This window comes from Streptomyces sp. NRRL S-37 (assembly GCF_000721605.1).
Lineage (GTDB): Bacteria > Actinomycetota > Actinomycetes > Streptomycetales > Streptomycetaceae > Streptomyces.
Window position 1 is genome coordinate 555070 of the sequence record NZ_JOIZ01000005.1, and the last position, 14905, is coordinate 569974.

General features: G+C 67.6%; 7 protein-coding genes and 1 pseudogene. 1 reads left to right on the forward strand and 7 read right to left on the reverse strand.

Features of this window, described 5'->3' with window-relative positions:
* Positions 1-4 precede the first annotated feature (4 nt).
* Positions 5-406 carry a hypothetical protein gene (locus tag IH50_RS0109425; RefSeq protein WP_234328117.1) on the forward strand — a complete coding sequence of 134 codons (402 nt, stop codon included), beginning with the start codon at positions 5-7 and terminating at the stop codon, positions 404-406.
* A 57-nt stretch (positions 407-463) separates the two neighbouring features.
* Here the strand turns inward: IH50_RS0109425 and IH50_RS39515 are convergent.
* The 7 genes and pseudogenes from IH50_RS39515 to IH50_RS0109460 all read right to left on the reverse strand — a co-directional run.
* Positions 464-613: pseudogene (locus IH50_RS39515) on the reverse strand (PhzF family phenazine biosynthesis protein); the annotation flags it as partial.
* A 906-nt stretch (positions 614-1519) separates the two neighbouring features.
* Positions 1520-4393: an RHS repeat-associated core domain-containing protein gene (locus tag IH50_RS0109435; RefSeq protein ID WP_234328118.1), complete on the reverse strand. Its 2874-nt coding sequence runs from the start codon at positions 4391-4393 to the stop codon at positions 1520-1522.
* A 172-nt stretch (positions 4394-4565) separates the two neighbouring features.
* Positions 4566-5036 carry a hypothetical protein gene (locus IH50_RS0109440; protein ID WP_199822060.1) on the reverse strand — a complete coding sequence of 157 codons (471 nt, stop codon included), beginning with the start codon at positions 5034-5036 and terminating at the stop codon, positions 4566-4568.
* Between the two features lie 278 nt (positions 5037-5314).
* A complete protein-coding gene (locus IH50_RS0109445; RefSeq protein ID WP_030859306.1) occupies positions 5315-5959 on the reverse strand; it encodes a PhzF family phenazine biosynthesis protein in 645 nt (214 codons plus the stop codon).
* Positions 5952-6818 (reverse strand): hypothetical protein, encoded by an 867-nt coding sequence (locus IH50_RS0109450; RefSeq protein ID WP_037872196.1) that lies wholly within the window; start codon positions 6816-6818, stop codon positions 5952-5954. The genes IH50_RS0109445 and IH50_RS0109450 overlap by 8 nt, the downstream gene beginning before the upstream one ends.
* Positions 6819-7357: 539 nt before the next feature.
* On the reverse strand, positions 7358-7750 hold the full coding sequence (locus tag IH50_RS0109455) for a DUF5959 family protein (protein ID WP_030859311.1): 393 nt from the start codon (positions 7748-7750) through the stop codon (positions 7358-7360).
* Positions 7751-7760: 10 nt separating this feature from the next.
* Positions 7761-14825, reverse strand: coding sequence for a polymorphic toxin-type HINT domain-containing protein (locus tag IH50_RS0109460; RefSeq protein WP_051767226.1), 7065 nt, complete (start codon positions 14823-14825; stop codon positions 7761-7763).
* Positions 14826-14905 lie beyond the last annotated feature (80 nt).

Below are 14905 nucleotides of genomic sequence, written 5' to 3' on the forward strand. Positions count from 1 at the left end.
CCATGTGGCACGTGAGATCGTCGTGCTCATGGTCGAGTCCTGGGTGATCGATGACGGCAGCACCACCCCTGTACCGTCCGGAGCGGTGTCGGCAATGCTTCGGGCGAGGTGTGACAGGGGCCAGTTCGAAACGTGGCTGACCAGTTCGTCCGGCCGGTCGCTGACCTTTGTGACGAACACCGAGCGGGCGATGGTGATGCTGCTGGACGGCGAGGGCGATCCCGGCGAGCATGCCGTGGACCCGGGAGCCGAGGGCCTCAGCCACGGGTTCATTCTGTCCGACGGGCAGCACGACGCGTACCCGGACCGGGACACCGTTCCCATCGATGAGGCGTTGCGGCTCGTGGAGCACATCGTCGGCACAGGGTCCTGGCCTGCGGCCGCACGCCGGGTTGTCGATCGCTGAGACTCGCCGTCCTCCTCGTCCGGGCCCGGACCGGCGAACGGCTCCGCCCCGGCACCATCAGCGCTCCAGGTACACCCGGCCGCCGATCTCCGTCCAGCCCTCCGGCTGGGGGGCGGTGAGGATCTGGGAGCCCGTGCCCTGGGCGATGTTCAGGGCCCGGCCCAGGCGGTCGGCGAGGAGGAAAGCCGCGGCGCCCGTCACCTCGTCTTTGCCGACGCGGTCCTGCACACCGGCTACGGCGCCCAGTAGATATACCAGCGGCGTGTTCGCCGCTGCCTGCCGCCGGGCCGGATTCCGTCAGTCCATGAGCGCGATCGGCAACTTGGCGGACAATGCATTCGTCGATTCCTTCAACGCAACGTTCAAACGCGAGACACTCCAGGGCCGAAAGCATTGGTCCAGCGAACGCGAAGCCTGCCTCGTCCAGCTCAGCCCGATCATCTACGGAAACACCTTCCGAACGATATCAACTACGTCGGCGCAAGCCGCATATCCATGTCCAGGGTTTGGGCCAAGGCCCCTGTGGACGTTCTGAAAACACCTGCATGGTTAACGGGCCACATAAGGACTGCGCTAGTCAAGCTGGTATTTAATCCAATCCGTCCCACCCATCAGTGTCACACCAGCGTCCGCAAGACACTTGGCTTCTTCCGTGTAGTAATGGTTCGCCACCCGCGATCGAGCACCCGACATAGCGTTCTCCGCCCAGGCTCCTGCGAACATGGTTTTCCTGGCACGCTCTCGAAGCTTATTCCAGGCTGCCGCCAGAGACAATTCGTCAGTCATGGCCGAAAGAACAGACTCTCGCAAGATGGCGTCCGACTGCCCACCAAGGGTAATGAACAGAGAATCCGGATTCCTTTTCGAATACTCGAGGGATGAAGCGGCATTCAGGTCGACTGGGGATGGATTCAAAGAAATGCGGCGAACGTCATCACCACACTCCGGAGTGACTCCTGACCCCTGCCCCCCACCTACCAGTTTCACTTGGTAGGTGGGGGCGAAGCGCTCCTCAGCCAGGAGCATCCCCAACTCTCGGGCCCACTCCCAAGCCATAACGTATATCTCGCGGCGGCTACCATGAAACTGGAGTGTTACTTTCATCGAGACTCGCTAATTGTAAGCAACGAAATGCATCTCCATTCCGATCCCTTCGAGGTCTTGCAATGCTTCCGCTTCTCGCTTGATCGGGGCTCCGGACCGCATCGTTCGTTTTCCAACATTGATTCCGTATTGGGTGCCGTCTGGCCGCTCCACCAGGATGTCCGGCCGACGAGCATCCTTGAATCCACCTGGCGTGGCAAACTCACGTTCAGGCAATCTACCTCCTCCCGCAATCACCTGACCATCCGTTACCCGGTCGGCAATTTCGGCGATCTTCAGGTTATGCGGCCCCGTGCCAGCCGGCTTGGGGCCGCGCATCATTTGCGGCTTACCTCCATTAGCGCAGTCGCATATCGACCTGTGGCGAGGAAGGGAACCATCACAGTTGTGAACAAGTACCGGCGTAGCCCCGGCCAGCACATAGTACGTGTGGACGTCACGGATGGTGAGGTCGTGGGTGCGCTGGCGCTGCTCGAAGGTGCGGGTGTCGGTGAGGGTGGCGGTGCCTCCGTCGGCGGTGCGGAGGGTCATGCCGGGCTCGAGGTCGCCGGCTTCGATCCAGCGCTTCGCCGAGGGGGACCAGAAGGGGTGGTTGACGGTGGAGGTGAGGGTGGCCGTCGAGGAGTTGCCGTCCGCCTTGCCTGCGGTCTTCTCTCCCGTCTTGTTGTCCGGGCCTTCCTGCTTCGTGGTGATGGTGAGGTCGACGAAGTACTTGTCGTCCTCGGTGGTGATGGTGCGGACGACTTCGCGGACGGTGGTCTTGCCGGTCTTGGGGTCAGTGGCGATGATCTTGTCGCCGAGCTTGACGTCCTTGATCGACTTGGTCTTGCCGTTCGCGGCCAGGACCTTCGTCTTGGGCAGGAAGCTGTGCTTGTCGCACGTTATCCCGGACCCGGAGTCAGCTTCTGCCGCGCGTTTCTTCGCCGCGGCGAGGGCTGATTCCGCTCGGGCCATCGCCTGCTTCGCCTTGGTGACCTTGCGGGAGGCGCTGAGCATGTCCATCGCGCCGCCGACGATGTCGTCGACAAGGCCGACGACACGTTTGACGAGCTGGTATCCCTTGTTCCACTCCCAGCGGGCGCCGTATTTCGCGAGGAGCTTTCCGGCCATGCCGCCGGCGAAGCTTCCGGCGATGTTGAGGAGGGTCTCACCGCAGGCGCCGACGTCTCCGGTGGAGACGCAGTCGAGTGCGGCGTTGATGCCCAGCTCATCCTTGAGGATCTCGACGAAGGCCTTGGCCGCCTGGACGGTGCGCTGTTTGGCGGAGGAAAACTCCTGCTCAGCGGCTGCTTGGTTCGCTACGGCCTTGTCCCGGACCTTCTCCGCCTCGGCTTCCCTCACATCGGCGCCGTTCCCAACCGGCTTGCGGGAGCAGCTCCGGGGGTCATAAGCGCCGCAGTCCGCGTACAGGCCGGTGGGGTCGGAGAGGGTGACGGGAGTGTTGTCGGCGTAGGCGTAGCCGTTGATCTGCTGGGGGCGGGTGTAGTCGATGACCGGGTCGACGGAGATGAATTTGCCGAGTTGGGCGTCGTAGGAGCGGGCGCCGATGTGGGTGAGGCCGGTGGAGGCGTCGATGGTGCCGCCGACGAAGCCCTTCTCGCCCGGCCAGGTCCCGCTCGCCTTGCCGCGGTCGACGCCGTACGGGTCGGAGCGGCGCTGGGTGACGGCGCCGGTGGCGGCGTCGATGGCGAGTTCGCCGGTGCCGTGGTGGTCGGAGGCCAGGAAGGACAGCTTGTCGTCGCTGGTGCGTATGGCGATGGTCTGGCCCGCGTGGCTGTAGTAGCGGGTGGCCTTGACGGTGCTGGAGCCGGCGGCGAGGGAGAGCTCCATGCCGGGCAGGTAGACGGTCGTGGCCTTGGGATCCTTGCGGATCATGCGTGAGCCGTCGGGACCGTAGACGAAGGTGGTGTCGCCCTCCGAAGTCTTGATCTTGGCGGGCTGACCGGTGGCGTTCCAGTCGAGGGTCTGGGTGTTGCCGCCGATCACACGGGTCGTGGTGTTGCCGGCGTCGTCGTAGGTGTAGGTGGACTGGCTTTCGCCGGTCGGAGTCTTCTCCACGACCTTGGTGACCTGGTGCGGGCCGTCGCCCGCGGCGCCCGCGCCGCCGTAGGTGTAGGTGCGGGTGATGTCCTTGGCCGCGTCCCGGCCGATGTCGTGGATGACTTCCTGGGTGCGGTTGCCGATCGAGTCGACGGTGTAGGACTTCCAGTACGCGGCGGGTCCGCCCAGCGCGTTCGTGCCGGGTGCGGCGTCGCAGGCGGAGGGCCTGGAGGCACCGAGCCCGTTGCTGCCGACGGTGCCCGCGCCTTGGGCGGTGGTGGCGGTGGCGGCGGGGGTCCAGGCGTCCTTGAGGCGGGCGCCGGTGTCGTAGGCGAAGCACTGGACGTCGGTGGTCGCCGTGGAGCCGGTGTCGGCGGTGTCGGAGATCGACAGGACGTTGCCGGCCTGGTCATAGGAGTAGGAGGACCGCTTGGCGGGAGCAGTGGCACCGGCTATGTCGACCGTCGCGGTGCGCAGTCGGCCGGTTCCGGCCTCGTACTCGAAGGTCTGGCCGACCTTCTTCCCGCTGCCGGTGTAGAGCTCCATGCCCATGATCTGGCTGATGCCTGAGTAGGTGGTGCCGGTGACGTAGGGGGTGGCTCCCTTGAGGGTGGTGGGGCGCTGGAGTTCGTCGTAGCCGTAGTAGAGGGATTCGGCGGGCAGGCCTCCGGCGGCGGGCAGTCCGGTGCCGCTGACGGTGCCGTCGCGGTTGTAGGAGGTGGCGAACTCGTACGTCCCGGCGAGCGCGCCCTCGGTGGTGGGCACGGCGTAGGTGGTCTTCAACGGCCGGTAGAAATCGTCCATCGAGGTGACCATGGAGCCGATGTACTTGGTCGCGGTCACATAGCGCATGGAGGCCCAGGCGTGACCGAGCCAGCCGGCTTTGTCATACCGGGTCTCGGTGAGCTTGGTGCCGGTCGTCGGCTCGCCCTCCCACGTGAACGTGGGCCGTGACAGGGAGTCGTACTGGGTGGAGACCGGCCCCGCTCAGGTGGTTGCCCTCGCCTTCACTGATCTACTTCACGGCGAGGCCGGTTCCCAGCCCGGCGGGAGCACCGTAGTAGAGCTGCACCAGTCCGGCGTCGCGGTAGTTCACCGTTTCACCCGATGTCGCGGTCACCGACAGATCCTCGTACGGAATACCGACCACCAGGTCGCTGCACCCGTCAAGGTTCGCGTCGTAGACCGCCAGCGCGGAACCGAACTGGTCCCCCGGCTCGGCGGCACCGGGAGCACCGGGTGACTCCTGGCCGAGGCTCAGAACACCTTTGTCACCGCCGTAAACGATGTGGACTTCCCCGGCCCGCTCCTGGCCGCCCACTGTCGCCTCCGGGTCGGCGATCGCCGTGTCCCTGACGCCATCGCCGTTGAAGTCCGACTCCACCCCCGAAGGACACGCCGCCGCCGCGGCCGCTGGAGCAACCGAGCTGGTCAGCCCGGAACCAGCGACCACTACTGCCATCAAGGCAGCGCTGAGCCACCGCACACGCATACAGAACTCCCACCCCAACGGCCACATCTGAAGCAGCTGTGATCAAAATGTGTAGCCGAGCGCACATGTCTAATCACAGGGCGAGGTCAAGAGTTGGCTGATAGTGGTAATACGTGCAGCGTGCGCTGTCCAAAAAGTGAGGTGCGGCGTTCCGCATATCGAGAACTCGCGTGCGGCTCCCTCGAGATCATGTTTCGGCCTGGACAGCAAAGATCGCGCCGACTTGGTGGTCTCTTTCGGGGAGGAGGCGTCTTCGTCGCGCAGTGGAGCGGTCAGCGTTCCAGGTAGACGCGGCCGCCGATCTCCGTCCAGCCCTCCGGCTGGGGGGCGGTGAGGATCTGGGAGCCCGTGCCCTGGGTGATGTTCAGGGCGCGGCCCAGGCGGTCGGTGAGGAGGAGGGCCGCGGCGCCCGTCGCCTCGTCCTCGTCGATGCCGTCGTCGCGGCCGGGGAAGGCGCGGGCCCGGATACGGCCGGCCGGTTCGTCCAGCCAGGCCCAGGCGTAGATCCACTCCCCCTTCGGCGGCACCGGCAGGTCGTCCACCTCGGCGGCGCTCGCGTACTGGCGCAGGGTGCGCGGCGGCGCCCACTCCGCCCGTGCCTCGATCCAGCAGAACTCCCCGTCCTGCCGGGCCCCCATCACCCCGGCCGGCACGACCAGTTCGGGCACGTCGAGGAGCCAGGCCGCACCGACGCAGGGGTGGCCGGCGAAGGGCAGGCGCAGGGTGGGGGTGTAGATGTCGATCACTCCGCGCTCGGGGTCGTCGACGAACACGGTCTCACTGAACCCCAGCTTCGCGGCGAACTCCTGCCGCTCCTCCCGCTCGGGCATCACGGAGCCGTTGCGCACGACACCGAGTTCGTTGCCGTACCCGCCACGGGGCCCGCAGAAGACACGCACCACGTCGTAATCAGTCACGGGGGCATTCAAGCACCGCGCGGGCGGCGAGGTCGTCCCAGGCCACGGGGCCTCCGGCCAGGGGCCAGGTGAGGGTGGGGGCGCCGTCGTACGGCAGGGAGGCCATCGTGTCGGCGTACCCGCGCTCCAGGGCTGCCCGCTGATGGGGAGCGGCCGGACGTTCCGCCCGCTGCCGGTACGCCTCGGTCACCTCGTCGGCGGTGCGCCGCCACTCCTCGTCGCCGGTCAGCCGTACGAGCTCCAGGCACGGAGGTTCCTCTCCCTCCGCCAGTGCGGCGACGGCGCGGTCGTGGCCATCGAGGATCAGCCAGCCGTCGAGGAAGGTGACCCACCACAGCAGTACGGGTGCCAGGGTGCCCTCGCGGACGTGCTTGCGGTGCGCCTTCACGCGCGGGGCGTCGGGCGGTGACAGCCGGCGCAGGGGGAGGACGCCGTGCCAGCCGCCGCCGCAGTACAGCTCCAGGCTGCCGCCCGGCCAGTCGCGTACCAGGTCCTCGGTCCAGATGCCCGGGGCGAAGGCGGACCGCGGGGACAGGTGCCAGCGTCCGTCGTGCACCGGGACACCGGGTGACTCCTCCAGCCGGTGGGCGTACCGGTGCGCCCAGTCGGGGGTCGATCGCTGGGCCGTGGAGCTCAGGGGCGGCAGTGGGGAGCGGTAGGCGCCGAGGCGGTGGAGGGAGAGGTCACGGCAGCAGCCCTCGGTGTGCGCACGGCCCAGCAGCAACGGCCGGTCCTGCTGCCGCAGCAGCATCAGGCCCCCGTCCGCCGTCTCGAAACGCAGCGGGGGCGGGCCGGGCCGGCCCGAAACGGTCAGCACCAGCCCGCCTCCCGGCTGGGACTGTCTGGTCCACCTCGTCATGGGACCGAGTCTGGGTGACGGCCGGGACGGGCGGAAACTGTTTTCGGGGCCGTCCCTCGGCTCCTCTCACCGTGCTTCCCCCCTCCCAGGGAGGGCGGGGTGCCCCGGAAGCCCATCCGGGTTCGAAGAACTCCTCCCGGAAGATGTCCACCGCCGCCCTGAGCGGGGTGATGTCGATTTCCGACCGGATGAAGCTCAGCCGCGCCGAGGTGTCGTCCATACGGAATTCGAGCAGTGTCCCGCCGGGTGCGCCCTCGACCCACTCCACCGCTTCCATGGCATCGAAGCCGGCATGGTCACTCAGGACGATGAGCGCGAAGCAGTCGCGCCCCTGTACGGAAAAACGCCTCACACCCGTTCCTCGAAATGGAATTTTCCACCTGAAGTTTTCCACCCGGAATGCTCAACTGATCGACGATCCCGCCCTCATACCATTGCTGCCCCCACCGGATTTTCCGGTGGGGGCAGCAATGGTATTTACCAGTTATTCCTTTGTCCACGCGGAGGCGTCCCACAGGGGCCCCTGCGCCATATTTCCGTCACAGACTTTCGATGAAGCGGCGGACGCGTGCCCGGTGGTCGGCGATCCATCCCTCTTCCACGGCGATGGGGACGCGGACGGTCACCATGGAGATGGATTCGTCCTCCACGACGATCTCCGGGCAGTCCCGTTCGCCTTCGAGCTGGATGCTCACCGTAGGGCCGCGATCCGTCCGCATCCACGTGACGTCCTGCCCCATGGACAGCGCCTCCAGTGCCTGCCCCCAGGAATCCAGCTTGGCCCGGGAGAGAACGAGGAGAGTGCTGCCTTTGACGAACAGGCTGGTGATCTCGATTCTCGCTTCCCAGAAGGCGTCATCCATTGACGACTGGACAACGATCCTGACTTCGTTTTCGAAATCGGTCAACCGCACGAGCTCGAACGGAAACACGCCAGCCCCTTCAGTCGACCAGGAACTGGGCCGCAGTGGACCAGCCGTTGTCATCGAACGCCTTTATATCGATCCGGAACGGAACATTCGATCCCGGTAGATATCTGGGCGTCGCCTGGAACAGGATCGTATTACCCTTCGCCACATGAGCGGCAATCGAATCACCGAAGGCGGACATCGCTCCGTTGTCCACCTTTGAATTCGTCCTGACGATATTGGCGGGAACCTTGCCGTCACCCCCCAATGATTGCGGAAGGAGATGACCTCGCGTGTGGCCGGAGGAGTTCTTGACGAAACCCGGAGGGATGATCCTGCGACCGGCTTTGGACCCCTTGCCGAGATCCGCCGGAGTGACGATGGCCGTCACTCCTGTGCGCCGTTCATCAGAAAGCACCTGTCCGTAGTCGACGTCACCGCAGTTGTGGACGAGTACCGGCGCGGCGCCCGCCACCACATAGTACGTGTGGATGTCCGCGACGGTCAGGTTGTAGACCGTGGCCTGCTGGGTCCAGCGCTTGACGGCGCTGATCTGGACGCGGGTGCCCGCGCTCGTCTTCAGCCAGTCGCCGGACTTCAGGTCCGTGGCGCGGACCCATTCGCGCAGTTCGGGCACCCAGAACGGGTGGCCGTCGGTGGCCGTGGCCTTGGCGGTCTTCCCGCCCTTCTCACCGTCGGTGTCGATGGTGATCTCGACGAGGTTCTTCGCGCCCTTGCCGATGATGAGGGCCGTGACCTCCTTGACCGCCGTCTTGCCGGTCTTGGGGTCGGTGGCCACCACCTTGTCGCCGGGCTTGATGTCCTTGATGGGCTTCTTCCGCCCGTCGGCCATCAGGACCGGGGTCTCGGGCGTGAAGCTGTTCACCCGGCAGGACTCGCCGGCGGACTGGGTGCCGTCGCCTCCGCCGCCGTCGCCGTCGCTGTCGGCCTTCTTGGCGGCTGTCGCCTCGGCTTCCTCGGCTTTCGCCTTCTTCGCGGCCTTGGCGGCGTCAGCCTGTTTCCTCCATTCGGCCATGTCCTCCGTGTACTTGGCCATGGCCTTGGCGTCCGCGTCCGCCCGCCTGATGATGCCGGTGGCCCAGCGGACCTCGTCCTCCCACTTGCGGTAGGCGCTCCAGGCCTTGTCGAGTGCCTTGAGGAGGCGCTTGGCCTTGCCCGCGAACGGGACCGCGGCCTCGAGGGCGATCATGGCGCAGGTGCCCAGGGCGCCGTTGAGGCAGTCGACGATGTCGTTGTAGCCGCTGGCCTCCTTCACCGCCTCCTTGGCCACGTGCATGACCATGTCCATCTTGGACTGCTTCTTCAGCCACCTGGCCCGCTCCACGTCCTTCTTGCTGACGCTGGGCGCCGGCTTGGAGGGGGCCGGAGGGGTGCCGCCGGTGAGTGCGGCGTAGGCCTTCTTGTACAGCTTGACGGCCGCCTTGATGAGGTTGAAGAAGCCCCAGAACTGGCCGGACGGGTCGCTGAAGGTGACCGGGCTGTTGTTGGCGTACGCGTACGGGTTCATCGTCTGCGACTCGGCCGTGTCCATCATCGGGTCGACCGAGATGAACCGTCCGATCGCCGGGTCGTACTCCCGTGCGCCGAGGTGGGTGAGTCCGGTGGACTCGTCCATCGTGCCGCCGACGAAGCCCTTCTCGCCCGGCCACATCGACGGCTTCTGGCCGCGCACCTCGCCGAACGGGGTGAACGCGCGACGTGTCACCGTGCCCGCCGCGGCGTCCACGGCCACGGTCGCCGTGCCGTTGTGGTCGGAGAGGAGATAGGCGGTGGTGATCTTGCCGCCCTGGGCGGTGCGCATCATCGCCGGGCCGGCGGGGTGCTGGTAGTGGCGCGTGCCCTTGACGACGTTCCCGGACTTGTCCAGCTGGACCTCCGTACCCGGCAGGTACAGGGTCGTGCCGTTCGGGTCGCGCCGGATGAGACGGTTGCCGCCCGCGTCGTAGACGTATGACGTGGACTTGGCCTCGTCGCCGGTGCCCTCGGTCACCTTCTCCAGGCGACCCTCGGCATCCCATTCCAGGTTCTGGGTGGTGCCCATGACGGTGCGGCGGGTGGTGTTGCCGACCTTGTCGTAGCCGAAGGAGTCCTCGCGCTCGCCCTCGGGTCCCTTGGTGTGGACCTTCAGGAGCTTGCTGGTGGTGGAACCGCCTTCGGCGTACTCGTACTCGCGCGTGACGTCCTTGGTGGTGTCACCGGTGACGTCGTGCTTGACCTCCGTCTTCCGGTTGCCGGCCGCGTCGAACGTGTACGACGTCCAGTACGGGTCCGGTCCCCCGACCCGCGGCCCGGCCGAGGGGCCCGCCGCCGGGTTGGCGCACTCGTCGGCCTTCGCCGACGTCCAGGACTCGGTCATCCGGCGCAGGTAGTCGTACGCGAAGCACTGCGTGTCCGTCGTGGCCGCCGTCGGGTTCGGGCCCTGGGCGTCCGTGATCTTCAGGATGTTGCCGGAGTCGTCGTACGCCGTGCGGACGTCGCTGATCCGGGCCGTGCCCGTCGTGCCGACCTCCTGATCGAAGACCGTACGGAGCGGGCGGCGGGTCTGCTCGTCGAACTCGCGGCTCGTGACGAGCTGTTTGCCCGCCGGGCCGACCCGGGTCCGGACGACGTCACCGAGCGGTGTGTACTCCGTGCCCGCCACGAACGTCTTGCCCGCGACGGCCATCGTGGTGACCATGTCGAAGCCGTTGTAGCCGACCGACGTCCGTTCCTTCGGCAGGCCGGCGACGGCCGGCTGCGTCATCGTCTGGGGCATGCCGGTCGTCTTGGTGTACGTGTTGCTGTACACGTACTCGCCGGCGAGCTTGCCCTCGGACTCCGGGATGGTGATCTTGGAGCCGAGAGGGCGGTACTCCTCGTCGTAGCCCGTGACTTCCTGCTTGTAGGCGTTGCCGTCGACGTAGCGGATCGTCGTGACCGGCATGCCGACGGCGCCCGGGAGGGTGTCGTAGGTCTGCTCGGTGAGCTTGCGCCCCTTGAGGGAGCCCTCGTACGTCGCGACGGGCCGGTTCAGCGTGTCGTACGCGTACGCGATCGTCTTCGCCGGGTCACGGCCGTCCGTGGTGGTCAGGATGCGGTCGGCGTCGTCGTACGTGGTCCTCGTGATCCCCTTGTCGGGGTCCTTCGTCTCGTACGCGCGGCCCCGCAGGTCGTATTTGTACGACCATTCATTGCCGGCCTGGTCCGTGACGGACTCCAGCATGCCGCGACGCTCGTACGTGTACGTCGTCCTGTCGTACGCGCCCGTCGGACCCTCGCCCTTGAACTGGCGCAGCTCCGTCTTGCGGCCCCGGGCGTCGACGAGGGACATCGTGGGGATCTCGCCCTTCGGCGGATCCACCGCGACCCAGTCGCCGCCGTACGTGGTGGTGGTGCGCCAGGTCTCCTCACCGAACTTGCGGGCGATGGTGGCGACCGGGCGGCCCTGGCCGTCGTACTCGGTGCGGGTGGAGGCCGGGACCTTGTTGTCGTCCGAGATCCACAGCTCGGGCGAGGGGTCCTTGTCGTTGAAGTGGGCGCCGTTCTCCTTCCAGATCAGGCCGCGGCTGTCGTAGAAGGTGTCGGTGATGACCCGGCCGCCGTCGAGCGCCGGCTGCTGGGTCTGGCGCAGACGCAGGGCGCCGTCGTAGATGTCGTACGTGACCTGGTGGTCACCGCGCTCGAGGAGCTTCTTGGTCGTGATGACGACGGGCGCGTCCGGGGTGACGGTGTAAGCGAACTCGGCGTCCGGGGTCTGGGTGGCCGGATCGCGGTCGGGCGACCAGGTCTTCACCAGACGGCCGAGCGCGTCATACTCCAGCACCTGACGGCGCTTGTTGGTGTCCTCCTTGGCGAGCGCCAGGCCGCGTGCGGGGTCCAGCTCGGTGGTGTCGGTGTGGCCCTTGGGGTTGGTGACGACCGTCTTGACCGGCAACGAGCCCGACGCGGGAACGTAGGCCGTGCGTGTGGTGTTGTCGTGGATGTCCGTCGTGGACGTGATGCGGCCGTACTTGTCGAAGGTGGAGGAGCCGTCCAGCCGGTAGACCGGCTTGCCGTCCTTGTAGTCGGCCAGGGACTCGACCTTGGTGACGTTGTAGACCGCGTCGTACGACATGACCTTGTCGCTGCCGACGTCGGCCGGCCGGGCGATGTCCTTGGCGTCGCAGGACGTGGTGAGCGTCTCCACGCGCTTCTGCGGCGTGTACACGTGCTTGCCCGCGTCGTTGACGTATTCGTAGCGGGTGCAGGTGTCGTCGTCGCCGCGGGACAGGTCGCCGCGGTCGGTGGTGTGGTCCAGACGGCCGCGGCTGTCGTAGGCGTGCTCGACGGCCGTGCGGCGCTGGCCGCGGTTGTCCGACAGGATGGTGCGGGAGGCGATCCTGCTGGTGCCGGCCATCCAGGCCTGCAGCGGCTCGGCGCCCTCGGTGCGCTTGCGGGTGGCGGTGGGGCCGCGTACCCAGGGGGTGTAGAGGGTGGCGGACTGGAGGGGGCCGCCCTCGCCGTCGTAGTAGAGCGACTCGCGGATCTGGCCGGCGAACAGCTTGTGGTCGTCGACCGTGCCGCCTTCGCTGTCCTTGACCGTCACCTCGCGCTTGCCGGTGGGCAGCCTGTCGCCGTCCATGCCGCGGAAGTAGACCGTCTCCACCTGGGAGCGCTTGTCCGGTGCGGTGCCGACGAGCGTGCGCACCTTCCCGTAGCCGCGCCACTGCGACCAGGTGCGGGCCTTCTCGCTGAGCAGCTCGCTGTCGTCGTCGTAGGCCCAGGCGGGGTCGCCGAGGTACTGGAAGGTGGTGACCTTCGTCGGCGAGGTGCCGTTCTTGTCCTCCTCGCGGATCTCGTCGACGCGGTGCTTGTGGAACCAGTCGGTGAAGTACTTCTTCTTCAGACCGGTCTCGTCGGTGGGGTCGGGGACCTCGTTGACGACCGGGTAGCAGCGCATGGTGTTGGTGTGCGGCGCGGCCGGGAGCTTCTTGGGATCGGTCTCGGTGGAGCACTCCGGTTCGGCGTACTCGACCGCGATGCGGGCGCCCGTCTCGGTCTGGACGGTCTCCACGCGCCAGCGCAGGAACGGCGGGTTGCCGTCGCTGTCGTTGTCGACCCGGTTGGGCAGTTGTTTGCCCCGGAAGGTCACCGGGGGCAGGGAGACCGGTGTGCCGTTCCTGCCGGTGTGCTGGATGGCGTCGAGCCACAGCGGGTAGTCGCCCGCGACGCCGCCGTCACCGGTGGACTTGAAGTCCTGGGTGAGGGCCCAGGTGTCGACCGGCTGGTGCTTGCCGTCCCGGAGGATCTCCGTGGTGATCGAGGTCAGCCGCTTGCGGGTGAAGAACGTGGGCGCGTAGCGGTCCTTGCACTCCTTGCCCTCGGCGCACAGCTGGTCGGCGGGCACGTCGGGCCAGTTGCGGGTGACCTCCCACTTGGCCTCGGAGGTGAGTTTGTCCTCGTCGCAGTCGAACGTGGTGGTCTTGACGCAGCGTTCGGCGACCTCGAAGGTCACCTGGGCCGGGGCGGCGGCGAACAGGTCGTCGTCGCGCAGGCCGTAGGAGATGCGCTTGAGCCAGCCGCCGCGGTCGTAGCCGCGGTTGGTGGACTTGCCCTCGCGGGTGACGGCGGAGCCGTAGTGGTTGCGCTCCTTGCCGTACCAGTACGTCATGGCGTTGCCCCGCAGGTCCACGACGTAGTCGAGGTTCCAGCGGTACACCTGGTCGCAGACGGAGTCGGCGTACGCGGTCTTGTGGCAGGGCTCGCCCGCGTGGTTGCCGTACACCGGCACGGACCAGGCGGAGTTGGTCTCCGGCTTGCCGGAGGACCAGCCGGGCAGCCGGTCCCTGCCGAAGTAGTACTGCACGCCCTCCTCGTTGGTGACGCGCCAGTACTCCTTCTCCTCGTCGCCGTTGGCGGCGCCCCTGAGGAGTTCGACGCGTGAGCCGTCGTCCCCGGCGGGGACCCACTTCTTCGTCGTGTCGTCGAGGACGAGCTGTGTGGAGCTGCCGTTCAGCGACAGGGTGACGACCGGTGGTCCCTGGCACAGGTCGCCGGTGGGGTGCTTGGGGTTGTTGTACCCCGACCCCTCCTTGCGGTCGTTGGAGCACGGGACGAACTGGCGCTCGATGAAGTTGGCGCCGGTGTCCCAGCCGTCACCGACCCAGCTGCTCTGCTGCGAGGACGCGGAGGAGCGGCCGTCGACGCTCGCGGAGGAGTAGCTCAGCCCGAGGGTCGGGCCGGGGCCGCCCATCGAGGAGGGGATCTCCATCGGGTACGACCAGGTGAAGTCGCCCGAGGAACCGCCCGCCTGCCAGGAGCCGGAGGGGCTGAGGGAGGTGGCGCGGTAGTCACCGGACGGGCCGTTGGGCGCCGCTGTCGCGGCCAGCACCATGGCCCCGGCGGCGCCTGACGTCTTCGCCGCGGTCCGCGCGGACACGGCCGACGCCGTCGTGGCCGATGCGCCCGTGGCGGTGGCCGTCGTGGCCGGGGGTGCCTCGACGGTGGCCGTCAGGGTGCCCTTCACCGGGTCGTTGGCCGTGGTGACCGGTGTGCGCGTGCGGCACTCGGCCTTGTCGGGTGTCGTCAGCGCGCACGCGGGCAGCGCGACGAACGTCAGCCGGGAACCCCAGCCGCCGCCGTAGGCGTTGCGGAACCCCTTGTAGTCGAGCTCGACGCGCACCGGCGCGGCCGCCGGGGTCCGGTCGGTACGGCCGACCTTCAGCAGGACGCCGTCGACGCCGGCCTTGTCGGTGGCCGCACGGCCGGCGACCTCGACCCGGGCGGTGACGGGCCGTTCGGCCTCCGTGCGGTCCCCGGTGGCGGCGGCCAGGCGGACCGGCAGCGAGCCGGCGCGGACACGCGGGGCCGTGGTGCCGCCGGCCGCCACCAGCCGGACCTCGGCGGAGTCGGCCTCCGGCCAGGTCACCGAGGGGGACCCGGTCCAGGTCCGCTTCGGTACCCGGCTGGAACCGGAACCCTTCTCGGCCGGTTCGCCCGGCACGTTCACGAGCTTCTGCAATGCGGGCAGGGTGCCGCCGGCCGCGCGGGCGTCCGGGGTCATGGCCGGAAGGCCGGTCAGCAGAAGCGACACGGCGAGCGCCGGCAGTGACCAGCGCATCGCCGTGCGTATTCGTCTGTGGGCATGGCTGTGCCCACTCCGTTTCGACATAGAGAATTCCCCAGTTTTGATCCCCCGTG

Excerpts from the sequence above, each read along its gene's own strand:
- IH50_RS0109450 (WP_037872196.1), bottom strand. The coding sequence starts at position 6,818 with ATGACGAGGTGGACCAGACAGTCCCAGCCGGGAGGCGGGCTGGTGCTG.
- IH50_RS0109460 (WP_051767226.1), bottom strand. The coding sequence starts at position 14,825 with ATGCGCTGGTCACTGCCGGCGCTCGCCGTGTCGCTTCTGCTGACCGGC.